25 protein-coding genes and 1 pseudogene are annotated in these 26,447 nt (G+C 40.2%); 7 read left to right on the top strand and 19 right to left on the bottom strand.

Going from position 1 to position 26,447, the window contains the following annotated elements; genetic code table 11:
• A pseudogene (locus tag ACSLUH_RS13360) lies at nucleotides 1–290 on the top strand (IS4 family transposase); the annotation flags it as partial.
• Between the two features lie 36 nt (nucleotides 291–326).
• On the opposite strand, the gene rho reads toward ACSLUH_RS13360, so the two are convergent.
• Together rho and trxA are read right to left on the bottom strand one after the other, a co-directional pair.
• Nucleotides 327–1,586: a transcription termination factor Rho gene (gene rho / locus ACSLUH_RS13355; protein ID WP_448567794.1), complete on the bottom strand. Its 1,260-nt coding sequence runs from the start codon at nucleotides 1,584–1,586 to the stop codon at nucleotides 327–329.
• A 198-nt stretch (nucleotides 1,587–1,784) separates the two neighbouring features.
• Nucleotides 1,785–2,111: a thioredoxin TrxA gene (gene trxA / locus ACSLUH_RS13350; RefSeq protein ID WP_448567792.1), complete on the bottom strand. Its 327-nt coding sequence runs from the start codon at nucleotides 2,109–2,111 to the stop codon at nucleotides 1,785–1,787.
• 213 nt (nucleotides 2,112–2,324) lie between these two features.
• On the opposite strand from trxA, the gene rhlB reads away from it, so the two are divergent.
• Together rhlB and ACSLUH_RS13340 are read left to right on the top strand one after the other, a co-directional pair.
• Nucleotides 2,325–3,581 (top strand): ATP-dependent RNA helicase RhlB, encoded by a 1,257-nt coding sequence (gene rhlB / locus ACSLUH_RS13345; protein ID WP_448567790.1) that lies wholly within the window; start codon nucleotides 2,325–2,327, stop codon nucleotides 3,579–3,581.
• 11 nt (nucleotides 3,582–3,592) lie between these two features.
• Nucleotides 3,593–5,104, top strand: coding sequence for a Ppx/GppA phosphatase family protein (locus ACSLUH_RS13340; RefSeq protein WP_448567788.1), 1,512 nt, complete (start codon nucleotides 3,593–3,595; stop codon nucleotides 5,102–5,104).
• Between the two features lie 8 nt (nucleotides 5,105–5,112).
• On the opposite strand, the gene ACSLUH_RS13335 is transcribed toward ACSLUH_RS13340, so the two are convergent.
• The 7 genes from ACSLUH_RS13335 to tatA are packed head-to-tail and all read right to left on the bottom strand — an operon-like array spanning nucleotide 5,113 to nucleotide 10,998.
• Entirely contained in the window at nucleotides 5,113–5,979 is an 867-nt protein-coding gene (locus ACSLUH_RS13335) for a DMT family transporter (RefSeq protein ID WP_448567786.1), read from the bottom strand.
• Nucleotides 5,980–5,983: 4 nt separating this feature from the next.
• Nucleotides 5,984–7,000 (bottom strand): porphobilinogen synthase, encoded by a 1,017-nt coding sequence (gene hemB, locus ACSLUH_RS13330; protein WP_448567784.1) that lies wholly within the window; start codon nucleotides 6,998–7,000, stop codon nucleotides 5,984–5,986.
• The gene (locus tag ACSLUH_RS13325) at nucleotides 6,997–8,847 is read right to left on the bottom strand and encodes a sensor domain-containing diguanylate cyclase (protein ID WP_448567782.1); all 1,851 of its coding nucleotides are present in this window, start codon (nucleotides 8,845–8,847) and stop codon (nucleotides 6,997–6,999) included. Before ACSLUH_RS13325 ends, hemB begins: the two co-directional genes overlap by 4 nt.
• The gene (locus ACSLUH_RS13320; protein ID WP_448567780.1) at nucleotides 8,847–9,635 is read right to left on the bottom strand and encodes a TatD family hydrolase; all 789 of its coding nucleotides are present in this window, start codon (nucleotides 9,633–9,635) and stop codon (nucleotides 8,847–8,849) included. The genes ACSLUH_RS13325 and ACSLUH_RS13320 overlap by 1 nt, the downstream gene beginning before the upstream one ends.
• Before the next feature lie 32 nt (nucleotides 9,636–9,667).
• A complete protein-coding gene (tatC, locus tag ACSLUH_RS13315) occupies nucleotides 9,668–10,429 on the bottom strand; it encodes a twin-arginine translocase subunit TatC (protein ID WP_448567778.1) in 762 nt (253 codons plus the stop codon).
• Entirely contained in the window at nucleotides 10,426–10,773 is a 348-nt protein-coding gene (gene tatB / locus ACSLUH_RS13310) for a Sec-independent protein translocase protein TatB (protein ID WP_448567776.1), read from the bottom strand. The genes tatC and tatB overlap by 4 nt, the downstream gene beginning before the upstream one ends.
• Before the next feature lie 3 nt (nucleotides 10,774–10,776).
• Complete coding sequence (gene tatA / locus ACSLUH_RS13305) at nucleotides 10,777–10,998, bottom strand: Sec-independent protein translocase subunit TatA (protein ID WP_448567774.1); 222 nt, start codon at nucleotides 10,996–10,998, stop codon at nucleotides 10,777–10,779.
• Between the two features lie 90 nt (nucleotides 10,999–11,088).
• On the opposite strand from tatA, the gene ACSLUH_RS13300 reads away from it, so the two are divergent.
• Nucleotides 11,089–12,102, top strand: a complete 1,014-nt coding sequence (locus tag ACSLUH_RS13300; RefSeq protein WP_448567772.1) for a hypothetical protein — start codon at nucleotides 11,089–11,091, stop codon at nucleotides 12,100–12,102.
• A gap of 42 nt (nucleotides 12,103–12,144) precedes the next feature.
• Here ACSLUH_RS13300 and ACSLUH_RS13295 read toward each other — a convergent pair whose 3' ends face one another.
• The 5 genes from ACSLUH_RS13295 to ftsY all read right to left on the bottom strand — a co-directional run bounded on the left by ACSLUH_RS13295 (nucleotide 12,145) and on the right by ftsY (nucleotide 18,963).
• Nucleotides 12,145–14,763: a bifunctional diguanylate cyclase/phosphodiesterase gene (locus tag ACSLUH_RS13295; RefSeq protein ID WP_448567770.1), complete on the bottom strand. Its 2,619-nt coding sequence runs from the start codon at nucleotides 14,761–14,763 to the stop codon at nucleotides 12,145–12,147.
• A 207-nt stretch (nucleotides 14,764–14,970) separates the two neighbouring features.
• Entirely contained in the window at nucleotides 14,971–15,837 is an 867-nt protein-coding gene (gene rpoH, locus ACSLUH_RS13290; RefSeq protein ID WP_448567768.1) for an RNA polymerase sigma factor RpoH, read from the bottom strand.
• Nucleotides 15,838–16,066: 229 nt separating this feature from the next.
• Complete coding sequence (gene ftsX / locus ACSLUH_RS13285) at nucleotides 16,067–17,038, bottom strand: permease-like cell division protein FtsX (RefSeq protein WP_448567766.1); 972 nt, start codon at nucleotides 17,036–17,038, stop codon at nucleotides 16,067–16,069.
• Nucleotides 17,031–17,729, bottom strand: a complete 699-nt coding sequence (gene ftsE / locus ACSLUH_RS13280) for a cell division ATP-binding protein FtsE (protein ID WP_448567764.1) — start codon at nucleotides 17,727–17,729, stop codon at nucleotides 17,031–17,033. Before ftsE ends, ftsX begins: the two co-directional genes overlap by 8 nt.
• Nucleotides 17,730–17,754: 25 nt before the next feature.
• Nucleotides 17,755–18,963 carry a signal recognition particle-docking protein FtsY gene (gene ftsY / locus ACSLUH_RS13275; RefSeq protein ID WP_448567762.1) on the bottom strand — a complete coding sequence of 403 codons (1,209 nt, stop codon included), beginning with the start codon at nucleotides 18,961–18,963 and terminating at the stop codon, nucleotides 17,755–17,757.
• A 117-nt stretch (nucleotides 18,964–19,080) separates the two neighbouring features.
• Here ftsY and rsmD point away from each other — a divergent pair, with 117 nt between their 5' ends.
• A complete protein-coding gene (rsmD, locus tag ACSLUH_RS13270; protein WP_448567760.1) occupies nucleotides 19,081–19,695 on the top strand; it encodes a 16S rRNA (guanine(966)-N(2))-methyltransferase RsmD in 615 nt (204 codons plus the stop codon).
• Nucleotides 19,696–19,704: 9 nt separating this feature from the next.
• Complete coding sequence (locus ACSLUH_RS13265; RefSeq protein ID WP_448567758.1) at nucleotides 19,705–20,403, top strand: alpha/beta fold hydrolase; 699 nt, start codon at nucleotides 19,705–19,707, stop codon at nucleotides 20,401–20,403.
• Here ACSLUH_RS13265 and ACSLUH_RS13260 read toward each other — a convergent pair.
• The 5 genes from ACSLUH_RS13260 to ACSLUH_RS13240 all read right to left on the bottom strand — a co-directional run bounded on the left by ACSLUH_RS13260 (nucleotide 20,396) and on the right by ACSLUH_RS13240 (nucleotide 25,888).
• A complete protein-coding gene (locus ACSLUH_RS13260) occupies nucleotides 20,396–20,908 on the bottom strand; it encodes a GNAT family N-acetyltransferase (protein ID WP_448567756.1) in 513 nt (170 codons plus the stop codon). The genes ACSLUH_RS13265 and ACSLUH_RS13260 overlap by 8 nt on opposite strands.
• Nucleotides 20,909–21,126: 218 nt before the next feature.
• The gene (locus ACSLUH_RS13255) at nucleotides 21,127–22,692 is read right to left on the bottom strand and encodes a serine hydrolase (protein WP_448567754.1); all 1,566 of its coding nucleotides are present in this window, start codon (nucleotides 22,690–22,692) and stop codon (nucleotides 21,127–21,129) included.
• Nucleotides 22,693–22,865: 173 nt separating this feature from the next.
• Nucleotides 22,866–23,459: a YjaG family protein gene (locus ACSLUH_RS13250; protein ID WP_448567752.1), complete on the bottom strand. Its 594-nt coding sequence runs from the start codon at nucleotides 23,457–23,459 to the stop codon at nucleotides 22,866–22,868.
• Between the two features lie 47 nt (nucleotides 23,460–23,506).
• The gene (locus ACSLUH_RS13245; RefSeq protein WP_448567750.1) at nucleotides 23,507–24,955 is read right to left on the bottom strand and encodes a coiled-coil domain-containing protein; all 1,449 of its coding nucleotides are present in this window, start codon (nucleotides 24,953–24,955) and stop codon (nucleotides 23,507–23,509) included.
• Nucleotides 24,956–25,135: 180 nt separating this feature from the next.
• Complete coding sequence (locus ACSLUH_RS13240; protein ID WP_448567748.1) at nucleotides 25,136–25,888, bottom strand: SapC family protein; 753 nt, start codon at nucleotides 25,886–25,888, stop codon at nucleotides 25,136–25,138.
• A 220-nt stretch (nucleotides 25,889–26,108) separates the two neighbouring features.
• Here ACSLUH_RS13240 and ACSLUH_RS13235 point away from each other — a divergent pair, with 220 nt between their 5' ends.
• The gene (locus ACSLUH_RS13235) at nucleotides 26,109–26,441 is read left to right on the top strand and encodes a hypothetical protein (RefSeq protein WP_448567747.1); all 333 of its coding nucleotides are present in this window, start codon (nucleotides 26,109–26,111) and stop codon (nucleotides 26,439–26,441) included.
• Nucleotides 26,442–26,447 lie beyond the last annotated feature (6 nt).

Below are 26,447 nucleotides of genomic sequence, written 5' to 3'. Positions count from 1 at the left end.
GCTATAACTTGCTCAGATATCAGATGGTGAAAATGGCACAAACAAAGCCCGGGATATATGCAAAACATCTTAGCTTTACAACTTGCGCAATAAGTATTATCAACTTAATTCAAACGATGTTTATAGAAAATGCTGGGCGGATCCCAAAGTCAATAGAGCAATTGCAAGCTCAAGTAGAGCACCACATCTTACCGATGAAACGAGAGCGAGCGTATCCAAGATGCGTTAAACCAAAACCTAGCAAATATCCCAAGAAAAATGCCAGTCAGTTGTTAACTGACTGGCATTAAGCATTACGCTGGCTCATTTATTCAATTTGACTCGCGTTATTGACGCTTCATCGAATCAAAAAATTCATTATTGGTTTTGGTCATTGCAAGCTTATCAATCATAAACTCCATCGCGTCAATTTCACCCATTTCATGGACAATCTTGCGCAAGATCCACATTTTTTGTAGTTCATCAGGTTTAGTTAATAGCTCTTCACGACGCGTACCACTGCGGTTAAAGTGAATAGCAGGGAAGACACGCTTCTCAGCAATCTTGCGTGATAAGTGTAATTCCATATTACCGGTGCCTTTAAACTCTTCGTAGATAACTTCATCCATCTTAGAGCCAGTTTCAACAAGTGCTGTCGCAATAATGGTTAAACTTCCACCTTCTTCAATGTTACGTGCCGCACCGAAGAAACGTTTCGGGCGATGCAATGCGTTAGCATCGACACCACCTGTTAAGATTTTACCTGATGAAGGTATAACGGTATTGTATGCACGTGCTAAACGCGTGATTGAATCGAGTAAAATAACCACGTCTTTCTTGTGCTCAACTAAGCGCTTAGCTTTTTCAATAACCATTTCTGCTACTTGAACGTGACGGTTTGCTGGCTCATCAAATGTTGATGCGACCACTTCACCCTTAACCAAGCGTTGCATTTCGGTTACTTCTTCTGGTCGCTCATCAATAAGTAATACCATTAATTCACATTCAGGGTGATTGTGGGCAATACTTTGTGCGATGTTTTGAAGTAATAAGGTTTTACCTGCTTTAGGTGGTGCAACGATTAAGCCACGTTGCCCCTTACCAATTGGAGAAGCTAAGTCTAAAACACGAGCGGTAATATCTTCAGTTGAACCATTGCCGCGTTCCATGGTTAGTCGACCATCAGGGTGAATCGGGGTCAAGTTTTCAAATAAAATCTTATTGCGAGAGTTTTCTGGTTTATCAAAATTAACTTCGTTAACTTTTAATAATGCAAAATAACGTTCACCATCTTTAGGAGGACGAATCTTACCTTGGATCGTATCACCAGTACGCATACTGAAACGACGAATTTGGCTTGGCGAAACATAAATATCATCAGGGCCTGCTAAGTAAGAAGAATCGGCAGAACGCAAAAAGCCAAAGCCATCTTGCAAAATTTCTAAAACGCCGCCGCCAAAAATATCTTCACCGCTTTTCGCGTGAGCTTTTAAGATAGCAAAAATAATGTCTTGTTTACGATTACGAGCCAAATGCTCAAGTTTCATCGTTTCAGCTAACTTAATAAGCTCGCTAATGGATTTTTGTTTTAATTCGGTAAGGTTCATAGTAAAGGTTCTTTAACTATTTTACGTTGTCATGCTAAGGCAATTAGCCCTGTTGTTGAACGAATAGAGTTGATAAAAGTGGAATGTTGTTTTCTTTCGATTTTTAAAGTTAGCATTAAAAATGGCATCCGTAAAGTCACGAAGACATTATTAATGCCACAAAAGTAAAAAGGTCCGTTGCAACGGACCTAATTCAAATTATACGTGACTGTCTAAAAACTCTTTTAATTGAGTTTTAGATAAAGCACCGACTTTGGTATCAACAACGGCACCATCTTTAAAAAGTAATAATGTTGGAATACCACGGATACCATATTTTGGTGGTGTATTGTCATTTTGATCGATATTTAGTTTACCGACAGTAACGCGACCATCATATTCTTCAGCAATATCATTTAACAGTGGCGCAATCATTTTACAAGGGCCACACCATTCTGCCCAAAAATCTACTAATACTGGGCCTGATGCAGATAAAACATCAGCTTCAAAGCTGTCATCTGTCAATTGAACAATCTTATCGCTCATTATAATCTCCAAAATAGTGGTGGCTTAACGCCAATTAACAAAATTATACCTGCATCAAATTCAATTACCAAGAGTATAAAAGATAATTTATTGCGCTAAATAAGAACAAAAATCAGTAAAAAGCTGACTTTTCTCGTTCAAATACTGATAATTGGTGATGATATCAAAAGATACTAATTTTTATTAACACCGTATAGTGTTAAGCTAGGCGCTATGAAAACACATTTAACTGATAAACAGTTCAGCGAACTTAATTTGGCCCCGCAAGTGGTTGCCGGATTAGATGCAATGGGCTTTAAAAACTGCACGACGATTCAAGCAAAGTCACTTCCTGTGCTCTTGGAAGGTAAAGATATTGCAGGGCAAGCACAAACAGGCGAAGGGAAAACAATTGCATTTTTAGCGGCAACATTTCATCACCTGTTGAAAAAGCCAACGTCGGAACATAACCAACCCAGAGCATTAATTATGGCGCCCACTCGGGAACTTGCCATACAGATCCATCGCGACGCAACGGAAATGGCAAAGTCTACAGGCTTACGCTTAGGCATTGTTTATGGCGGTGAAGGTTACGATTCACAACGTAATCAACTTGAGCAAGGTGTTGATATTCTTATTGGCACTTGTGGTCGTTTAATTGATTACTACAAACAAGGCGTCTATCAACTTAATAACATTGAAGTGGTTGTGCTTGATGAAGCCGATCGGATGTTTGATCTTGGTTTTATTAAAGATATTCGTTACATGTTCAGACGCATGCCGCCACCAAACGAACGGTTATCAATGCTATTTTCAGCGACGCTATCGTTTAGAGTCAAAGAACTTGCTTTTGAGCACATGAACGAGCCTGTTAGTGTTGAAGTTGCGCCAGAGCAAAAAACCAATGTTCGTATTACTGAAGAGCTATTCTATACGTCAAATGCCGATAAGATGGCATTATTACAAACCCTGATCGAAGAAGAGTGGCCGGATAAGGCTATTGTATTTGCCAACACAAAACACAGTTGTGAAAATGTGTTTTTGCATTTAGAAGCAGACAATATCCGAGTAGGACTATTAACTGGCGATGTACCACAGAAGAAACGCCTTAAAATACTGGAGCAATTCACTAAAGGCCATCTTGATATTCTCGTTGCCACCGATGTAGCAGCGCGAGGTCTTCATATTCCACAGGTAACCCACGTATTCAATTATGATTTACCTGACGATTGTGAAGATTACGTCCATCGCATTGGTAGAACAGGACGAGCAGGTGAAACAGGACATGCTATCAGCCTTGCCTGTGAAGAATACGTATTTAACTTGCCGGCCATTGAAGAATACATTGAGCATTCTTTGCCCGTCAGTAAATATGATCCTGATGCCTTATTAACCGACTTACCAAAGCCGAAGCCTAGACAGCGACGTCCTCGCCACCCACAAGGTGCCAAAGGTCGCGGTCGACCAGCAGCGAATCAGCGTCGTCACTAGCAGGAAACAACATGTCAGCTGTCACAAGCCATCAACTCTCGCCTTTATATGCGGTTATCGACCTTGGCTCAAATAGCTTTCATATGCTAATTACCCGACAACTTGCCGATAGTGTGCAAGTTGTCGATAAAGTAAAGCGCAAAGTTAGACTTGCTTCCGGCTTGGATGCCAGTAATACCTTAAGCGAAGATGCCATGGCAAGAGGGTTTGAATGCCTAAGTTTTTTTGCTGAACGCTTGCAAGATATACCCGTGACCAATATTCGCATTGTTGCCACCGCCACATTGAGGTTAGCCAAAAACCGCGATGAGTTTATTGCAAAAGCCAATAAAATTCTCGGACACAATATCACGCTACTTAGTGGGATAGACGAAGCCAAGAATATCTACCTTGGTGTTGCTCATACCAGTTGCTCTGCTCAAAAAAAACTGGTCTTGGATATTGGTGGTGCTAGTACAGAGCTTATTATCGGTGACGGCTTTTCTATTTGCCACGCCATCAGTCTTGATATGGGCTGTGTGACATTTACAAAGCAGTTTTTTTCGCAAGGTAAGCAAAGTTCATCCGCTTTTTCTGCGGCAATTTCAGCCGCAAAAACACTGTTGGCTCCACATGTTGATAAGTATAAAGTGTTAGGTTGGCAAAGCGTACTTGGCGGCTCTGGCACCATGCAAGCGCTAGCTGAAATTCTTTCTTTTGAGCGCAAACCCGCCATTATAACCCCTCAGTTTTTAGTGGAAATGCAACAAGCATTGATCAATTACCAATCAATAGAAAAGATTGATATTGGTGGTTTGAGCGATGAACGCATCCCTGTATTTGCCAGTGGCCTAACCATATTAATCGCTATCTTCGAAAGTCTCGCCATTGAAAAAATGCAACTCTCAAGTGGCGCATTACGTGAAGGATTGTTGTATGAAATGCTTCCCAACAGTCACCAAATAAAAATCCGCGAACGGACGGTAAATGGTTTGTGTGAAAAATTCCATATTGATCTCGACCACGCGAGCAGAGTGAGAAATCAAGCGAACTATTTACACCAAAGTGTTTCATCTAACTGGCAGCTCAACGATGATAATCACCAGCAATTACTCAATACCGCAGCAACATTGCATGAAATTGGTTTACTGGTAGAGTTTAAGCGTCATCAACAGCATGGCGCATATTTAATTAATAACGCTGATATGCCTGGCTTTGAACCAGAAGAACGACAGTTTATTGCCATGTTAGTTGAGCTTTATAAAGGAGACATAGCTCCCGATCTCTTGGAGCAGCTCTCTATTGTCGATGCACAACTTGCTAGCTACTATCTATGTATTTTAAGGTTAGCGGTTATTTTGTGCCGAAGAAGAAAAGATGACGTATTACCAAGCTATCAAGTAACGATAGAACAAAACAACCTTCGACTGTGCCTAGCAAAACAATGGCTTGATCATCATCCACTGATTGCCGATGAATTAAGCCAAGAAAATCAACAACTCAAAAAAGTAGGCCTTTCACTAAGCATTTGTAGTAATCACTAAAGCATGCGCTAATTAAGTTTGATCGCGCGCGTGGTTCTTACCGACCAGACATTGACCGCCACCACTAATGCGCCGCCAACCACCATTAATAATGTCAAGCGTTCATCAAGTAAAAAATAAGCTGCAACAATCGCATAAATTGGCTCTAAACTTACCGCTATACTCGCAGTTTGCGCTTTGATCCCTTTAAGCGAGTAATTAAATAGCGTATGAGATAACGCGGTAAAGACCACACCAAGTAACACTAATATCAACCATTGCTCACCCGTTATTTCAACAGGATTAACGATCAAAAATGGCAATAACGATAAGCCAGCGAAACCATTTTGATAAAAAGCGACCTTAGTTGCCGAAACATTAGTGACAAACTTTCTATTTAACAGCGTTAAAAAAGCAAAGGTGAGCGCAGATACCGTCCCCCAAAAGATCCCTTCAAAGACACTATCATTGAGCTGAGACAAAGGAAGTACGAGTGCCACACCGACCATAGTCAAGAGCCCTTGAATTAGCGTGCTGTAGTGAAAACTCTCTTTAAAAAACCAAGGCTCGAGTAAACTGACAAAAACAGGAAAGGTAGCGAATGTTATTAAACCAATAGCGACGGTTGAGACTTGAATTGCTTGAAAAAAGCTTGCCCAATGAACGGCTAATATAATGCCAGTAAAAATCAGAGGCAATAAAGTGGATCTGGAAACACGCCAATCTTGACGCTTGACAGAAACCATAACCAACCACAAGGTGATCGCTGCGAAAATCGCGCGACCAATAACAATGACAATAGCAGGTAAGGTTAACCACTTGCCAAACAAGCCCGATAAAGCAAAAAGCAAGACCGCACTATGAATGGCAAATAATGAGTGGCTCAATATTGGCAATCGTTTACCCTTCTTTTAGCCAGCGAGCAACTTGCTTAGCAAAGTAAGTGAGAATGCCATCAGCACCCGCACGTTTAAAGGCGAGTAAACCTTCCATAACACATGGTTTTTCTGCCAACCAGCCATTTTGAATAGCCGCCATATGCATCGCGTATTCACCGCTAACCTGATAAGCATAGGTTGGCACCTGAAAGGTCGATTTAACTCGATGGACGATATCAAGGTAGGGCATACCAGGTTTAACCATCACCATATCTGCGCCTTCGCGAATATCCTGCGCTATTTCATGTAGCGCTTCATCACCATTGGCAGGATCCATTTGATAAGAGTATTTATTGCCGCCTTTAATATTACCTGCAGAACCTACAGCATCACGAAATGGACCATAATAGTTGGATGCATATTTCGCTGAATACGCCAAAATTCGAGTGTTGACAAAACCTTGTTTTTCAAGCTCTTCTCTTATGGCACCCACACGACCGTCCATCATGTCTGAAGGGGCGACGACATCAGCGCCGGCTTGAGCATGAGACAACGCCTGCTTTACAAGAATCTCTTTGGTAACATCATTGAGCACATATCCTTCATCTTTACCTGATTGCCCAATAATCCCGTCTTGGCCATGGGTGGTAAACGGATCTAATGCGACATCAGTAATCACACCAAGTTCTGGAAATTTTTCTTTTATTGCTCGTACTGCTCTTTGCGCTAATCCATCGGGGTTGTAGGCTTCTTCGGCCATCAATGATTTTTTTTCCATTGGTGTCACAGGAAAAATAGCAATGGCTGGTATGCCTAAATCTACTAACTCTTGAGCCTCTTCTAACAATAAGTCGATACTTTTGCGCTCAATACCTGGCATTGAAGGGATTGCTTCTCGTTGATTTTCACCCTCTAAAACGAATACGGGATAGATCAAATCATTAACGGTTAGTTGATTTTCCGCCATTAGCCTTCTAGAGAAATCATCGCGGCGCATTCTTCGCATACGTCTCGCTGGATATTGGCCAAATTCACTCATGATGTAAGCTCCTGCTCTGCTAGCAATGTATTAATATCATACACTTTTACTTGATTTCGCCCGCTACGTTTTGCTTGATAAAGTGCTTTATCGGCAGCGGAAAATAATAATTCTGGGGTGACATCTTGCTGTTGCTGATAGGTACTAATGCCGCAGCTAATGGTAAAACTGATTTCTTGGTTTTCAACCGAATACGTTTGCTTTTCAACCGTTGTCCTGAGCTCTTCAGCCAATGCACTCGCGCCAGCCTCATCGGTCTCCGGTAATAGTAAGCAAAATTCCTCGCCACCATAACGACAGCCTATGTCAGTACTGCGTCGTAATGACATTTTGATTAATCGTGCTAACGCTACCAAACAGTTGTCACCTGCAATGTGGCCATAAGTATCGTTTACTTGTTTAAAATGATCGATATCAATAACAATGATGCTTAATGGGGTAAGGTTTCGGCGACTACGTCTAAACTCAGCAACAATTTTTTGGTCGTAATGACGGCGATTAAATAGCCCTGTTAACTCATCTAGGGTATTTTTTTCTGCAAGCTCTCTGTTGGCTTCTTCAAGTTCTTGCAATGCTATATTTAACTCAAGTGTGCGTTCTTGAACACGAGCTTCTAACTGTTCTTGCGTTTCTTTTTGTAACTCTATCAGTTCTTGCTGGGCTCGACGTGATGTTAATTCGCTCTCTAAAGATTCCGCTTGCATGCGCTTAGTATCAAGTTGTTGATAATAATACTGACGACTCAAAATAAAGAGTATTAAAAACCCGTGTAAACCAAAGGACAAGATATAAAATTCAATATCAATACCTACGCCAAAATGACTTAACCATAAAACGGCATGAACCAAAAATTGTACGCCCATCACTAGGGTATATAGTGTGGCTAATCGTAGCTTACGATAAATCAATAAACTACCAATCACCGCCAAGCAACCGAAAGCATATAAAGACAATAGATGACTTACGTGTAAATTTGTGGTCATACTCAAGAGCATACTGACAGGTAAATATGTAAAGGCTAGCCAGCTACTATACTTCAACCAGTTATCCGCCAATAAAAGCTGTTTTCGTAAGTTAAACAGTTGACGGGTAAACCCGAAAATAAAGATAACACTGGCAACCGCTAAGATTGGTAACTCGACCCCTTTTAACTCTGGAAAGTTAGGAAATAAGCGATACAAGGTTAATCCGAGTTGTACACAAATGACAAAACTAATCGTTAAAAAGTACCCGAACAAAAACAATACGGTTTTACTGCCATTAGCGATGAATAATGCCAAAGCGGTAAATGCTAAGGTGAGCATACCGCCAATCGCTAAACCCGATTGGTAATGGTTATTGGCTAAGCTTTTTACATACTGTTGAGCGTCAAGCACTTGAATATCTATGGTATTAGCTGACAAGTTTGTTACCTGTACGTAAATCTTAATCGTTGTTCGCGCCGCAATCGCTAATTCTCCACTCGAGAACCGATCATAGAAACGTGTAACAGGGCTCACTTGTATGATGTCATCTAGACTCGGCTGATAAATCTGAATATCTCTCAACTTCAGTGCATTGTTAAATAAAAGATAAAAGTTCGCGCTTGTCGACTGCTGATTGGATACCTCAATCATCATCCAATGGGCTTGTTGAGTTAACGCAAAAGGTTTAGCGGCATACTTGGACCAATATCGAGTATCTAAGTTTACAACTTGATTAGCGCTAAATGACCTTTTATCTGGGTTATCAAGTTGATATACAGCTGATTTTAGTAAGGTGGGCGATTTAACCTCAATGCCATAGGTTTGGGCTGACAGGGAATAGGCACAACACAACCAAAGCAGACAAATCGATAGCAAACGCATTAGCATTGCTCCCAATTAAAAACACGTCGAGCATTTAATTGGCTATGATGGATAATCTCATCTTTGTCATATGGCATTAACTCAGCAAGTTTATCAACAATAAAAGCCAAATAACTGGGTTCATTGCGATTACTTTTTGGCCGAGGTTTTATATTTCTTGGGGTAAGGTAAGGTGCATCGGTTTCGATCATTAAATTGCTTAACGGTATATGCTTAACAATATCCTGAAGCTCTTGACCTCGACGTTCATCGCAAACCCAACCGGTGATACCAATATACATATTGGCTGCCAAGCACTTATCGAGTTCCGCTCTATTGCCGGTAAAGCAATGTGATACCATAGCGGGCACCTTGTCGAAAAATGGCGATAGTACGTCATACCAGGCTTCAAATGCATCTCGTTGATGCAAAAATAGCGGTTTTTCGAGATTAGCAGCAAGCGCTACTTGTGCTTTGAAAACACGTAACTGATTTTCAGGTGTCGAGAAATTACGATTATGATCTAAGCCACACTCTCCAATCGCTTTGACTAAAGGCGAGCGAGCAAGATCGGTTAACTCGTCAATAAAATAAGGGCTGACAGCATCGGCATCATGAGGATGCACGCCTGCGGTACAGCGCAAATAATCTGGGTTTTGATGGCAGAGTTGGAGGGCTTTTTGACTTTCAATGACGCTAGTACCAGTTACCAATAGTCCCTGGACTCCACTGATTCTAGCTCTATGAATAACTTCAGCGCGATCTTTGCTAAAGCGCTCGTTAGTAAAGTTTACCCCTATATCAATCAAATCAACGGTTCTCAGTTTGGCCTAGCAATTAACTAATCTTGTTTATGATCTGCGGAATCTAACGATTCGACATCCTCGTCATCCTTAGAAAACTTCATCGCAGAAATAATAACCCCAATTTCGAATAACAATAACATTGGCAATGCTAACAAGGTTTGCGAAATGACATCAGGCGGCGTTAGTAGCATACCAACGACGAACGCGCCAACGATAATATAAGGTCGTTTAGCCTTAAGACTTTCCGGCGTAGTAAAGCCAGTCCAACACATCAAAATAATGGCTATTGGTATCTCAAAGGCAATACCAAACGCAAAAAATAGTTTTAAGACAAAATCGAGGTAGCTACTAATATCGGTTGCGATAGTGACGCCTTGCGGAGCTACCGACGTAAAAAATGCAAAGACAACAGGGAATACGACAAAGTAACTAAACGCAATACCGGCATAAAATAGAAATGAACTGCCAAACATCAGTGGTGCAACTAAGCGCTTTTCATTACGATACAAGCCAGGCGCGATAAATGCCCATACTTGATAAAGAATAAAAGGCATGGCAATGAAAATTGCCAATACGATAGTTAATTTAAACGGGGCAAAAAACGAGGAGGCAACATCAGTTGCAATCATCTGCCCACCTTCAGGCATTGTCGCTAATAGCGGTTTTGATACATATTCATAGATATCGTTAGCGAAATAGATCATCGAGCAAAAAATAATGAGTACTGATAAAACCGCTTTCAGCAAGCGAGTACGTAACTCTAATAAATGATCAAATAGGGTATATTGTTGGCTCATTTTTCGGGGTCTTTCTCTTGCCCTTTCTGTTCAGTAGCATCGTCAGATTTTACTTTATACGGATTGTTAACCATTTCCGCAGCCTCTTTTAACGATTTAACCGATTCGGCAACCTCTGGAGACAAATCCTTCATATTGGCTTGCTCTGCCTTTTTGAGGTTGGCATGTAATTCTTGAATGCGCAGCTCTTCTGACAATTCACTTTTCACAGAATCACTAAAGCGGCGAATATTACTCACCCAACCCTTGACCGTGCGAATAGCTACAGGCAATCGCTCTGGGCCAAGCACAACAAGACCAATGATAGCGATGAGCAATAGTTCCCAAAATCCGATATCAAACATAGATTAGACGCGATCTTTTTCTTTGTCTTTCTCTTCAACAATTTGCTTTTCTTCGGTTGATTTTTTTTGTTCAACTGATTCAGGCTCATCATCACTGACAGAATTTTTAAACCCCTTAACGGCAGAACCAAGATCACTACCTAAATTACGAAGTTTCTTAGTACCAAATAATAAAACGACGATGACAGCAACGATCAATAATTGCCAAATACTTATACCACCCATAGAAAAACTCCTATACTCTTAGTAAGTCCATTATAAAGTTTTGTTTGAAAAAAGCACCACAAAAGCACGGAAAAGATAAGGGTTCGATCGTTGTCTTATTTAAATCGTTACCAAGTTGTACCTCGTATTGCCTTATTATTCAGTTGCGCCTTGTTAACTAGTGCCGCTTATAGCCAATGCTTAAGTACCGATGCCCAACAAGAACGTAACGAAATACCAGCAAATGTAGAGTCAACTCAACCGATTGACGAGAGTGAATGGATGACTGATCTTCATCAGTCAGTGTCTGATTCAGTATTTCAATCTGCGGTTTGGTTTGATAGTTTCTTTACCGAAGATGACTGTCAGCGCCATATGCCGTCAACCAATGCGAGAATACGTTTAACATGGGCACCTAAAGCGAGAGATTTCTCAGAATTTAAAGCACGCTTTAGAATCAAAGTAAAACTGCCTTATTTTAGTAGCCGCATGGACTTAATTTTGTCCGATGATGATGAAAACGACCAAACGCAACTGCCTTTAGAAACTATTAATAGCCAACGAGATAATGAAGATGAGCATTTTTCTGCGGCTGTGCGCTACGTGCATATCAAAGATAGTCAACAGTTTACCGCTTCACGCATCGGTATTTCTGGCGGTGATATTTTTCTCAGATCTCGCTACGTAAAGCGTTTTACTTGGCAAAATAACCATAGTTTAAAGTTTGAACCGTCGGTTTATTATTTCCTTGATGATGGCTTAGGCAGTCGTTTGTTACTTGAATATGACTATCAACGTTCAAAACATCAGCAAATTCGCGTTAATTACAGTATTCGTGGTTCTGAATCATTTAGTGGTATACGCTGGAAGCATGGCCTATATAATCTTAGTCAACACGACGAGACAACCGCTTCACTGTTTGGCGTGCAAGTACAGGGGGAAAGAAATGGTGCGGAAGGCTTTTTTGTCGATAAATACACCTTAAGCTACCGCTATCGCTTTAACGCTTATAAGAAATGGTTATATTTTGAAGTTGAACCCTTTATCGAATGGCCTAGAGATATAGATTATAAAACCACACCAGGATTGGCATTAAGAGTTGAGGGGTTCTTTTATAAGAATTAAATATTAGGCACTGTAAAAAGCGGGGCATTCAAAGCGAAAACGTTAAGCGCGGGCTTTAGTTTTTTCAGTTGCATCGCTATCATCTAGCTCGATTCGAGCTGGTCGGCTAATGTGATAGCCCTGACCAAAGTCACACCCTACTTGCGTTAACTTAGTTAATACTTCTTCAGACTCGATGCCTTCTGCCACTAAACGATAACCAAAGCTACTTCCCAAGTCATGTAACGCTTTTATTAAGGAAAGGTTTTTATCATTAGCATGTAAAGTTTTGATTAAGCTTCGATCTAACTTAATAAATTCAAAAGGGTAACTATGTAAAAAGTTAAATGAAGATTGTCCTGCACCATAATCATCCAACGCAAGTTTAACACCGATAGCTTTGAGCATTCTCAAGCCCTTTAAAGCAAGTTCGTTGTTTTGGCTAAAAGCGGCTTCATTAAATTCAAGAATTAGACGCTCAGGTTGCTTAGTATTTCTCTGGATAATATCTACTAGGCGAGTAATTTGATTAAGCTGTGTTAAGTGACGTCCCGACAGGTTGATACCAATAAATGCATTTTGGTGTTCTGGCTCACCTTGCCATTGTTTTAATTGTTGGCAGACATTTTCAATTACCCAAGTCTCGATTTCTAAGATTAACCCGGTTTCTTCAGCCATAAAAAGAAACTCACTTGGCGTCAAGATACCTTTAGTTGGGTGACACCAACGTAATAAAGCTTCAAAACCTAAAGTATTGTGAGACTCTAAATCGGAGATAAGTTGATAATGTAATTCGAATTGTTGCTCTTTAATGGCAACGCGCAACTCTTGCTCTAACGTTAAACTGGCAATTAGCTGTTCACGCATACTTTCATCGAAAAAGACATAACGACCTCGTCCAAGATTTTTCGCCTGATACATTGCCGCATCGGCATCTCTTAGAATTTCACTGGCATCTTTATAATGATGGCTACACGTTGCAATACCGATACTGGCATTTGAATATAAGCTGTTTCCGTCATATTCAAATGGTTGACTTACCGCACTGATAATACGACCGGCGACTTCCTCAATATCATCAAGCGACTGCAATGAATCAAGCAAAATAACAAATTCATCGCCCCCCAGGCGCGCTAAAATATCATTGTCTCGCACACACTGTTTTAATCGGTGTGCGATCTCAATTAGAAATTCATCACCAGCTAAATGTCCTAATGTATCATTGATCATCTTAAAGCGATCTAAATCGATAAAGAGTACCGCAAAACGATGATTAGGATGTCGTTTCAAGTGTTTTAACGCAAAGGAAAGTCGATCAGAAAACATTGCTCTGTTAGGCAACTTCGTTAAGGCGTCATGGTGAGCTTCATAGAATAGTCGCTCTTCCGCTTTTTTACGCTCTTCTATTTGCATACGCAAATTTAAATTACTGGCTTGCAATTGCTCAGTCCGCTGATTAACAATCACCTCAAGCTCATGCTTACTGCGTTGAATATTGTCTTGGGCTGTTTTACGCAAAATTGCGGTGGCAATATGTTGGCTAACAAAACGAATAATCTCTAAGTCTTCCTGTTGATAGGCTTTATCGTCTTGATAATGTTGAATCGCTAAAACACCAATGGCTTTACCACGATCAATTAAAGGCGCGCCAAGCCATGCTTGCGGTAATCGCTCTAACGGATACTTCATGGTAAACGGCTGTGTTTCTATGCACCCGTCTTCTTCTAGGGTATGAATAACCCGATTACTAATCAGCAAGGGTTTGCCCATCTTAAGTGCAAGTTCAGTTAAACCATTAGCAAACTTTCTCGGTTTAGGATGGTCAATTTTTTCATCATGATAATAGGTAAAATCTAACATTGAAGTGCTAGCATTTAATAAAGCAATATAGAGATTACTTGCTGGCAACAATGTTTTTATCTGGCCATGTATGGTTTGATAAAAAATATTGATATCTTCGGTTGTTGCGGTTAATTCTGATATCGCTAACAACGCTTTATGCACTTTTACCGCACGTTGTCTTTCCGCAATTTCTTGTTGTAGCCTTAAGTTAGCTTCGGTTAATTTTTGCGTACGATGGCGAATTTTTTGTTCGAGCAGCTCACGGCCTCGCACCCTATCAATAGCGGTAACCAAATGCTCGGCAATAAACTCTAGCAATTGACAATCCCGATCATCAAAATAGAGCTTATTATTGTAGCTTTGCAGTGCAATAACGCCGATAACCTGATGACCTCTACGCAATGGTACCCCTAGCCAATCGACACAAGACGAACCATATAAAATTATCTTACCCGCTTTAGCTAACGCCATTCGTTCCGCAGAACTGCAATGCATAGGTTCTTCATTTTGAAAGACAATACCGGTGAGGCTTTGGCGCCATTGGCTCCAATCTATTTTATCGATAAGACGAGCATCTTCTTGATTTTGGCAGTAGGCCAGCTCTAATTGGCGATGTTGATTGAGTAAAGATATGTGAAAGCTATCAGTGATAAAGAGCGATTCAATCACTGAAGTTAGGGCAGAATAAAACGACTGCATATCGGTAACCTTGCTGGCTAATTCTGATAATTGCAGCAAACCAGTTTGCATCGTTTTAAAGTGACGATATTTTTTTAATAATGATTTTAGCTTGGGAAGCTGCCTTGCAGCCAATTCGTCACTTGTTGCCTTGACTTCCATTAAGGCGACCATCTCTTTTTAGTATTATTATTAGGCAGCTAGTCTATCAAATTATCAGAGTGAAACCAGCGTTATTGTCCAAAAAAACAGCGTTTTTGTTAATTTTTTTCTAATGATGTAAACACAAAGCATTCAAACTTAACATTTCGGCTAAAAACAATAATGCCGACATCTAGCCGGCATTATTATTAAAGAACCTGTTAAACACTAAGCTGCCATCGCACCTTTGAGTTTATTTAAAGCATTTTTTTCTAGCTGACGGACACGCTCAGCAGAAATTTGGTATTTATCAGCAAGCTCTTGCAGTGTACTTTTATCATCATCTAACCAACGAGTTTTAATGATATCTTGACTACGGTCATCAAGTGCCACTAGCGCGTTAGCTAACTGCTGATTGGCATGTTCTTCCCAGTTTTGATCTTCTACTTCTGTTGCAAGATCTGATTGTTTATCTTCTAAATACTGAGCTGGAGAGAAACTGCTACCACTTGCACTGTTATCATCGTCATCCGAAGACAACTCGAAAGCCTGATCTTGATTGCTCATGCGAGATTCCATCTCCATGACATCTTTCTCGCTCACACCAAGCGATTGAGCAACGTTGCTTATTTCATCATTGCTAAACCAACCCAAACGCTTTTTATTTTTGCGCAAATTAAAGAAAAGCTTACGTTGTGCTTTGGTGGTCGCGACTTTAACGATACGCCAATTGCGTAAAACAAACTCGTGAATTTCTGCTTTTATCCAATGCACAGCAAATGAAACAAGGCGAACACCAACATCGGGGTTAAAGCGCTTAACCGCTTTCATCAAACCAACATTGCCTTCTTGGATTAAATCAGCTTGCGGCAAACCATAACCTGCATAACCCTTGGCTACATGAACAACAAAACGCAGGTGCGACATAATTAACTCTTGCGCCGCTTGTAAATCGTCGTTTTCATGTAAACGAGTAGCAAGCTCATGTTCACGCTCAGCTGTCAGCATAGGAACGCTGTAGGCTGATTGTACATAGGCTTCAATGCTGCCGCTTTGCGGAACCGTAAGCGCCATAGATTGCATTGTATTACTCATTGAAAAACTCCTCTTTAATCATGCTCGCGATTTTAGCACAACAAGCTTCGGATCGCGAACGCTGACGGCAAACATTACCTTAGTAGACAGGGTTTCACAACCTTATCTTTCAAAAATATCCGCTTTTTTAAAGGATAGCTTTCGCGAACGTGAAATTTAACTTTGCTAAACAATAGATTAGTGAACATACATCTAAATGTTACAATTTATTGACATAAATTGTTCATCATCAATCAGCAGTAGGCTCTATCGCTCGAATATGCTTACGCACTGATATAAAGCTACCAGAAAGCCCAAGCAGTACGGCTAAGACAATCAAAAAGATCATTTCGCTTGTATCGAGGTTTTTCAATGAAAAGCTGCTGTGATACAACTCAGTTAGCTCGACTATCGATGCAGAAAAATAATAGACAAGGATGCTGACCGAGATACTCGCTACCAAGCCGCCTAGCACCCCATACCAAACCCCAGCATATAAAAAAGGCCTTTGAATAAATGCATCAGTCGCACCAACAAGCTTCATCACTGCTATTGCGTCTTTTTGATTAAGAATAGCTAAGCGAATGGTATTGCCAATAATCAATACTACCGATAAACACAATAAAACCGCTAGCCCAAGAACAACATCCTCGATTAATCGGGCAATTGCCTCAAGCCTGGTTAACCATTCAAGGTCGAGTTTTCCTTGTTCAACTTCTCGCTCTTGTTCTAATTTTTGTAGTAGCTCTTGTGCCGCTTCTGTCTTGCTGGAGCGACTTGTTGGCGTCACTAATACCGTTGCGGGCAAAGGGTTACTGTCTAAATAGGATAATGCTTCACCAAAACCCGATGATGCTTTAAATTGCGTCAAGGCATCTTGCGATGAAATATACTCTACGTTAGCAATTTCGGGATATAGCTTGATGCGTTCTACAAACTGTAACGCCTGTTTTTCAGAAATTGATAGTTTTAAAAACAAGCTAATTTCTGAAGCTGAATCCCACTGAGCGGAAATTTGATTCGCATTTTTAACAAAAACGTGAAGTGTTGCAGGCAAGGTTAAACTGATCCCCAAAACAAGCACTGTCATTATTGACGTAAAAGGAGTTCGCCACAAGTCACCTAGGCTGCCAATGCCTTGTTGCAGATGTCGAACAACACGACCCATTACTCTATCGATAAGATGACGCTTTTTCCGGCTTGAAGTAGGAGAATCATGCATAGTTATTACCTGATGATTGCATACCTTCGAGTAAGCCATCGTTAATCATGTTGCCTTGTTTTAGTGTTAATGTTCGATAGCGCAATCGAGCAATTAACCCCAGATCATGAGTGGCAATTAACACCGCAACCCCGACATCGTTAAATTCTTCAAATAGACGAATAATTTCTAATGACAGCTTAGGGTCAAGATTGCCGGTTGGCTCATCGGCAAGCAGAATAGGGGGCTTATTGACAATCGCCCGAGCAATACCGACGCGTTGTTGTTCACCGCCGGACAACATATTGGGGAAACTTTTAATTTTATGGCCTAAATGTACCTTATCGAGCGCAGCTTCGACACGTTTTTTTGTCTCTTTGTGGCTATATCCTTCGATAATTAACGGTAATGCGACATTATCAAAAACGGTTCTATCCATCAGCAGGTTATGATTTTGAAAAATCATCCCGATCCGGCGCCGCACATAAGGAATTTGATTGTAAGTGACCGAAGAAAGCTCTTGTCCATTAATGCGAATATTGCCACTGGTTGGCTTTTCCATCAAACTCATTAATTTCAATAACGTACTTTTACCTGCGCCAGAATGGCCAGTCAAAAAAGCCATTTCACCAGCAGCAAGCTGAAAACTCACGTTTTGTAGCGCAATAACGCCTCCGGCGTAAGTTTTACTGACATTATTGAAACGGATCATAAACTAGTTTGTTACCCTATGGTCATTACTCTTCTGTAAATAAGGCATCAATAAAATCTTCGCCGTCGAAAGGACGTAAATCATCTATGCCTTCACCGACACCTAAGTATCTGATAGGTATACCATACTTATCTGCTATCGCAAAAACAACTCCCCCTTTTGCGGTACCATCGAGTTTGGTTAACGTTAATCCGGAGAGGCCAACAGCCTCATTAAACAATTGCGTTTGACTCAACGCATTTTGTCCGGTTCCAGCATCTAAAGTCAGCATAATTTCATGAGGGGCATGTTCATCATGCTTTTTCATGACTCGAACCACTTTCTTCAGTTCCTCCATTAAATGGCTCTTGTTTTGTAAACGACCCGCAGTATCAGCGATCAAGACGTCGATATTACGCGCCTTGGCAGCACTTAACGCATCAAAGATAACTGAAGCACTGTCTGCACCTGTATGTTGGGCGATAACAGGGATATCATTACGCTCCCCCCATACTTGCAATTGCTCAACCGCTGCCGCTCTAAATGTATCACCTGCCGCTAACATCACTGATTTACCTTGGGCTTGATACTGCTTAGCAAGCTTACCAATGGTGGTCGTTTTACCAACACCATTGACACCGACCATAAGAATGACAAAGGGGCCTTGTGCATTTTCAATTGCCAACGGCTCACTTACCGGCTTAATGAGAGTTTGAAGCTCGACTTTTAGTAATTGGTACAAGGCTTCAGCATCTTTTAACTGCGAACGACTAGCACTTTGCGTTAATGAGTCAATAATTTTTGTGGTGGTTTCAACGCCAACATCAGCAAGCAGCAGATGTGTTTCCAATTCTTCAAATAAGTCATCATCGATTTTTTTACCACGAAACAAATCGAAAATACCGCCACCTAAGTTTTGGCGAGTCTTACTGAGCCCTTGTTTTAGGCGTGCAAATAAACCTTTCTTGGGCTCTGGCTCTGGCTCTGGCTCTGGCTCTGGCTCTGGCTCTGGCTCTGGCTCTGGCTCTGGCTCTGGCTCTGGCTCTGGCTCTGGCTCTGGCTCTGGCTCTGGCTCTGGCAACACAGTGTTTGCGATAACATCATCATTGTCATCTTTTTTCTCGGATATTTCTTGTGTTTTCTCTAGCAATTCTGGCGAATCTGTCTGTTCTTTTTCAGCAACATCAGCTTCTTTAGGGGCGTCTTTTTGACTACCAAAACCTAACCAAGAAAACATACCTTTTTTCTTTGACATACTTACAATTTCTTCTGAAAGCGCAGATTAATGATAGTAATTGCGCGGTAAACAAGGATAAAATTGCAGCTATAGTAACATCTAAATCGCCGATAAAAAAATAAAAGCCTCAGACAAATGACCAGAGCCAAGAAAACGCATCAAAAAAATAAAACAACCTGTAGCAAAATGGGCGCTATTAGAGTCATTGCTGGCAAATATCGCGGGCGTAAGTTGCCGGTACTGATGTCTGAGGGTCTTCGTCCAACCACCGATAGAGTAAAAGAAACCTTGTTTAATTGGTTAATGCCCTATATTCAGGATACTTGTTGCTTAGATTGCTTTGCAGGCGCTGGAAGCCTTGGATTTGAGGCGTTATCTCGCGGTGCAAAAGATGTTACCTTGCTAGAATTTGACCAGCAGGTCGCCAAACAACTCGATCAAAACAAGCAACGATTAGAAGCGACAAACTGCAAAGTCATTCAAACAAACACGCTTGCTTATTTAAGCCAACCCGCTGACCAGCACTATGACATAGTCTTTATTGATCCTCCTTTTCGAAAACAATATGTAGAACAGACCTGCCAGCTAATAAATGCCGGTTGGTTAGCGCCAGACGCGCTAATTTATGTCGAGATGGAAAACGAGCCTTGTCAATGGGTTGCCCCCAATAACTGGACGTTAATAAAGGAAAAGAACGCTGGTCAAGTCAGCTATCGCCTATATCAATACGATGCGAACGTAAGTGAATAGGTAAAGGTTTTGTCTAACGATAAGATAAAAATATATTGCTTACCTGGTACCATGTGTAACCAAAGATTGTGGCAACTGTTGATCCCTTTATTACCAGATCATTTAGCGTTGGTTCATGTTGAAATACCAAAAGGTGGTAGTATCGATGACATCGCCACTCAGCTTATCGATAATCTGCCGCAGCATCCATGTTATTTGCTAGGTTTTTCGTTAGGTGGGTACCTTGCAGCATATATCGCTTGCCATTATCCCGAGAGAATAAAAAGCTTATTTATTGTCAGCAATACGCCGACTCAGTTACCCGAACATGAACTATTGCTCAGAGCGCAAACATTAGCGTGGCTAGAGGAAAACCACTATCAAGGCCTAACAACGATAAAAGCGAAAAACCTACTGGATAAAAGCAGCGATCAATCAGCCCTGATAACAAGTCTGCAACTGATGGATAAAGAGTTAGGTGCAGAGACTTTATATTGGCAAATAAAGGCAACCACAGTGCGCAGTGATTTGCTTTCGCCATTAGCGCACAATCAAACTAGCGTCAGTTTCTATTACAGCGAACAAGATCCGCTCATCAATAATCATTGGTTAAAAAAGGCAGCTGCATATAAGAATTTTTCGCTATATCGAGGGCTCGGAACAGGACACATGTTACCGCTGGAGCAACCTAAGCAACTTGCCAAGCATATTACAACATGGGTTATTTAAAGGCTTTTTCAAAATAACGCACCGCTGGCTCGCCTTCGAAAAGTGGTTTCATATCTACGAACGCAAAACCAAGCTTTTCTAATACAGCAATAGACGGCTGGTTATTAGGGGACGTAATTGCTGCAATTTTATCGATACGGCAATCTACATGAGCACTTTCAAGAACGCCTGTAGCCGCCTCTTTTGCGTATCCGAGCCCCCAAAATTCAGGTAAAAGTGAATAACCTAGATCAGGTAAATCGAGCTCTGCTCGTTTGAGCACACCACACAGACCAACAGGTCGAAGCGTTTGCCGTTCAATAACCGCACTCAAACCAAAACCATTTGCTTTATAACTGGCTATTGGTCCTTCGATATATTCGATGGCATCTTCGCGATTGCGTACGCCTTTATCGCCAATATACTCAATAAATGCGGGCTCATTGAGTAAACGTATAATAAAGTCTGCATCGGCATGAGCTAAGTGGCGAACGATTAAACGTGAGGTTTGGCATACAATAGTCATCCGTGATCTCCAATCAATAAAGTAGATAGGCGGCTAATCGCTTAAGCTATACTTTGGATAGTGGTAAAGTCTGTACGGGATTGTAAGGGTAATTCATTAAAAATAGAATGACCGTGATGACAATATTTTGTCATAAAATATTGCAGATAAATGTAAAAATCATCGGCATTACGGAAAATAATACCGATGATACATAGTTAAAAGTAAACCTTCGTTGACTACTTAGCGGGTTTTAGCTTCAAATCATGAAAATCAAAACTAAAGTCCGTTAGATTAGAAACCGCTTTCATCGTTGCGTAGTCAATAGAACCATCAACATCTAAGGCAAAGTTAATAAAAGCATCCGCTTCTAAAGTTCGATCATCCCAACGAACGATAAAAGTATTATGTTGATAATGCTCTAACGTACCGCGAAGCTCTGCTGTTTTGGTAAATTGCATGTATAACTGACCATCTACTTCTATGATCTCAATTTCACCGTACCAATCATCTTTATAAACTTGCGCATATTGTTCCAGCGGCAATGAAGGAGATGAATTTTTATCAACCTCTCCCTCAGCTTTGGCTAGACGTTCTTTTTCTTTTGATAAACGATCATCCAGTCGCTTCTTATAATGAGCGATCCAATCTTTATTTGGTAAAGACAAATACTCAGTTAAGATAGTGTTTGCTATGGCGTTAAAAGCATAACCTGATTGTTGATTAGTTAAGATCACCAAACCTAATTTTTCTTCAGGAATTAATACCACTTTAGATACCATTCCTAAGATACCACCTGTGTGTTGAACAAGCTTAACGCCATGATAATCCTTCATAAACCAACCAAGCCCATAGGCAAGAAAGTGGGTTTTATCATTTTCCGTCATCGATGCTGACACGGGTAGTAACGTTCGAGGTTGCCACATAGTTTCACTTTGCTTTTCACTAAACAGCCTTAACTCTTTATCACCATCTTTTGCATAAACCCCTTGATTTAAAAGAGCTTGCAACCACTTACTCATGTCATTGACATTAGAAGCTACTGATCCTGCTGAGCTGAACTTTTCAAGAAAGTTACCACCAACGACGTTTAACTCACCGTCTAAAGGGACATGAGCACGGGCAACATTTTTATTGCTTGGAGGGATCAGCGAATACTTAGCTTTAGTCGTTTTCATCCCTAAAGGTTGAAAAATACGCTGAGTAATATTCTCTTGCCATGACTTACCAGTAACGCGAGCAACTACCTCGCCAGCAATAATGTACATTAAGTTATCGTATGCAAATTCACTACGAAAACTGCTGACTTCAGGCAAGTATTTAATGCCTTTAATAATGTCATCAATGGTATGAGTGGTTTCAGGCCATATCATTAAATCACCAGCACCTAAACCCAAGCCACTATTGTGGGCAAGTAAATCCGTTATGGTAAACTCGCGCGTAACATAAGCATCAGGCATTTGAAACTCTGGAATAATATCAATAACCGGTGTTGACCAGCTTATTTTTCCCTCATCGACAAGCTGGGCTAATAATGCAGCGGTCATTGCTTTCGTATTTGACGCTATACCAAACAAGGTATCAGCGTTGACTTTGTTGTTGGTGCCATATTGAGTCACACCAAAACCTTGACTAAGCACGGTTTGGCCATCTTTAACAATTGCAACAGCTACGCCTGGTACTTGAAATGTCTCCATAGACTTTTCAATGGCATTTTTGATATTGCTGACCTTGTCATCAGCGGCAAGCAGGTTAACACTAAAAAGCGCAACGAAACCAAGCACGAATGTGCGAACTAACTTCATATAAATATCCTTGGTATTGTTTTTTGCCATAACCTTAACGTAATTAGAAATCTAGCACTAGCATTTACCCATAAGTTCTTGATTAACTCGGTAAACAAATAGTTACGTAAAAACAAAAAAAGGCGCACCCAAAGCAGGTTCGCCTTACTATAGTTGCAGGTATTGAGTATCGGTTAAAATTCTATCCCTAAATTGCTGAGATTTTCCATTAATGCAAGTTTTTTAAGTTGTAGGCAAGTTGCTTTATTTTCAATCGCTTCTTTAGCGAAATCAAATAACGCATTTTGCATTTCTTTTTCCCAAACCATTAATGGATGTTGCTCAATCATTGCAGGTTCAACTAATTCGCTTTCAGCTAATTCTTGGCTAATTAATAATTCGATATAAAAGCTGACACTGTTATACGATAACCGAGATACCGCAATAAAACCTTCATTGTCTTCACTGTATTGCAAATTTTGAAATAAGGACATTAACGCCATGCAGGTATCAAGAGCCGGATAAACACCAAAAAAATCAAAATCCTCCGGTTCAGGGGTCTGATCTTCGAGTTTGGCAAGCTGTGCATCATAGTTAATTTTTATTTTCTGGCTTTTATCTAACCGTTGCCAAACTAAATCGAGTTGATTTCTCAGTACGTTAAAATCCCCAAAATCAGCAGCCTGCGAAAACATTTGATAATTAGGGAGCATACGCTCCAACAGTGCTGCACAAAATGCGGTTCGTTGCCATATAGACAACTTAGAGAAAGGGAGGTTAATAGCCACTGTAAATTTCTTTTAAAATGATAGTTAAGACATTATAACCAAGCGCATTAACCTTGTTGAGCTAATTGTTTTTGTGCGTATTCAAACCTGAGACGATATTCGGTTAGTTGCGTTTCTAAATCAGCGACTTGATTGGTTAATTTTTCATTAAGTTGATGGTTTTCATCACGCAAATACTTGATGGTTTCTCTGGCTTTATTATATTCCGCTTCTTGCTTATCACGGTTAGCGCTAAAACGCTCTGTGCTCGCTTCGACTTGCTGCTGAGCTTCTTTAAGTTGGTTACTAAGTGACTCTATCTGTTGCTCTTGATCAACAAATGCCTTTTGCATTTGCTCAATTCTAGCGGTTAACTCACTATGTTCAGCAGCCAGCTTCTCTTGCGCTTGTTGTTGTTCGGTTAATTTAACTTGGGCTTCTTCACGCTCTTTGGAGAGCTTTTCATTATTTTCCGTTAATTGCTTAATGACTGCTTGTTGTTGCTCTTTAGTTGCAACGAGCTCTTTTTCAAGCTTAGCAACTAAGTCTTCTTTTTCTTTTAAGACGCTGTCATGCGAAGACGTTTGTTCTGTTAATGCCGCAATTTTCGCTTTTGCTTCCTCAGCGGTCGATTTAGACTCAACCCTCAGCTTCTCTAATTGTTCAGTTAAACTATTACGTTGCTGCTCAAATTCTTTAGCCGCAGCTTCTTGTTTCGATGTTTCTTGGGCAAGCGCTTTAGTTAATGTTTCAACTTGCGCCTTCTCTTTAGTTAATTCATCTTTGACATCATTAACTTCTTTCGACAAGGCTTCACATTGTTTAGCAAATTGAATTGCCTGAGTTTGATGCTCTGAAACAGAATCTGAGGTAGCAGCAATTTTACTGGCAAACTCTGCTTTAGCGTGGGCTTGCTCGGCAAGCGCTTTATTTAATTGGTCTTTAAGGTCCGATATTTGTTGATTTTGAACACCTAAAGTTGCGGCTTTAGCCTGATCAGTCTTGCGCAGATTTTGTTCACTTTCAACCAACTCAGTGACCTTTGCTAATTGTTTATTTAATTCTAACGTTTGCTGATTAAGTAATTGTTCTTGTTGGGCTGCCTTTTCTTCTAACTGCTGAACTTTATCCTGTAATTCATTGTTTTCATTTAATTTTTCTTTTAATACCGTTTCGGTATCCGACAGTTTAGCGCCTTTCATATCAGCAGCATTCTTGAGTTCTTTTTGTTGCTGAGTACTTTGCGCTTGCAGCTGCTCGATTTGGGATTTTTGCGCTGCCAGTTGCTCATTTAATTGCTTAATTGCGTCCTGACTTTGTTTTTCTTGAGCTTCATTTTGCTGCTTTAACTCTTGAAATACAGGGTGCTGCTGAACAACATCGACTGAGATGGCGACATCTTTTTGAGAAGCTAAAACCAGTTCAGCAACTTTCTCTTCAATTTGCACATAAATATCACCAGCAAGACTTTGAATACTCTCTTCTAATTTGCCAGGAATTTTTTTTTGTTCAGCCATATTATCCCCTAATTTAAATACAGCAATAAGATAAACTAGCACAGCTTAAAAGCACTGTTAATCTTTATTAAAACAATTTAACGATGAATTAACAACAACGATAGAAGGGTTTTGTTAGATTGTTCTGCTTAAAAAAATAAAAAAAAGGAGCCATTCGGCTCCTTTCTCTGTGATTATTTTCTATTTAGCTTCTACTGGTCTAAATTGAATACCACTCACTTTTGCTGGGTTTTCACTTTTATTACGTAGCTGTGCTAAGCGATTTACTTGACCTGCTGAAATTAGCATTGCATTGATTGGGATAAACAAACCACGTTTATGGAAATCTAGTACTTTATCGTCTGGTAATGCTTGAAGTTTCTTTTCATCAATACCAAATAAGCCAACTAACTTTTTATTTTCACCGGTATTAATGGCTAATTGAAGTTCAAGTTCCATCAATAAGTCATTTTCTTCTAGTACTTTTAAGAAGTTTTCTGTTGTTACTTCATCTTCATACATACGACCTAAAGATTCTTGAACGCTTTTCAATAAATCAGTTTCGTTTCCTTCCGCATCAAATAATGCTTCATCTTTATCTTCACCAACAAATGGGCTGTCCATATCAACACACGCTGTTAATGTTTTCTCTTTTTCTGGATCTAAACCAAGCGCAAATGGCACTAACGAAATGCTTTGAGGAACATAGATAGCCTCCCACTTGTTATCGTTATGATATAAATTTTCGCCTGCTTCTAAACCAAGCATTGCAACGAAACGTGTTCTACCATTATCCGGATCTTTAACCGCAACAATTGGGTAGCTGGTTGCTGCTTGTGCAAATTCGCGAGCCGTTACAGGCACAATGTGTTGATTAGCAACGTGAGATAAATCACGCTTATTAGCAATTTTTATATTCTGATGAGTTTCTTTTTTAATAGGTACAATGTTCATAAATTATCTCTGATGTTCCATGCTGCGTTATAATAGTTATGCAGCCTTTTATTTTTGTTAAATAAGTTATGGTGACACTCTAATCAGCTTTCAATGGAAACAAAAGAAAAAATAGCGAAATCTACACTATTGTAATGGTTATTATCTACTCATATTAAAATTTACCTTTATATTTCAATTTGATAAAAGAATGAATTTTTATAAAAAAAAGGGAAATATTTTGCCGGCGAGCATCTTAAAAACGGTATTTTTGACACTGCTGTTCTATCTTTTGTCGATTTTTCATTCAAATCTATCGGCAAAGCCACATATTTCAATGTTATTTGGCAAAACCGCCCAAGGGTATATTCAAGCACGAATTAAAAATGAAACCACTGAAATGTTAGCCTGCTATATTGCGATTGATGGCTACAAACGAAAATTTCGCTTATCCGGCGGCATGACGTCACAATGGTATACGGCAACAGATAAGCGATTTACCTACACTAGCTTTAGCTCTTGGTGCGATTATTTGGATTTATACCCAGAATACAAAAAATACAAATTGGGCTAACCATTT

The organism is Thalassotalea ganghwensis (assembly GCF_053485795.1).
The sequence above is the reverse complement of the archived record's forward strand: the minus strand, read 5'-3'. Positions and strand labels throughout refer to the sequence as shown.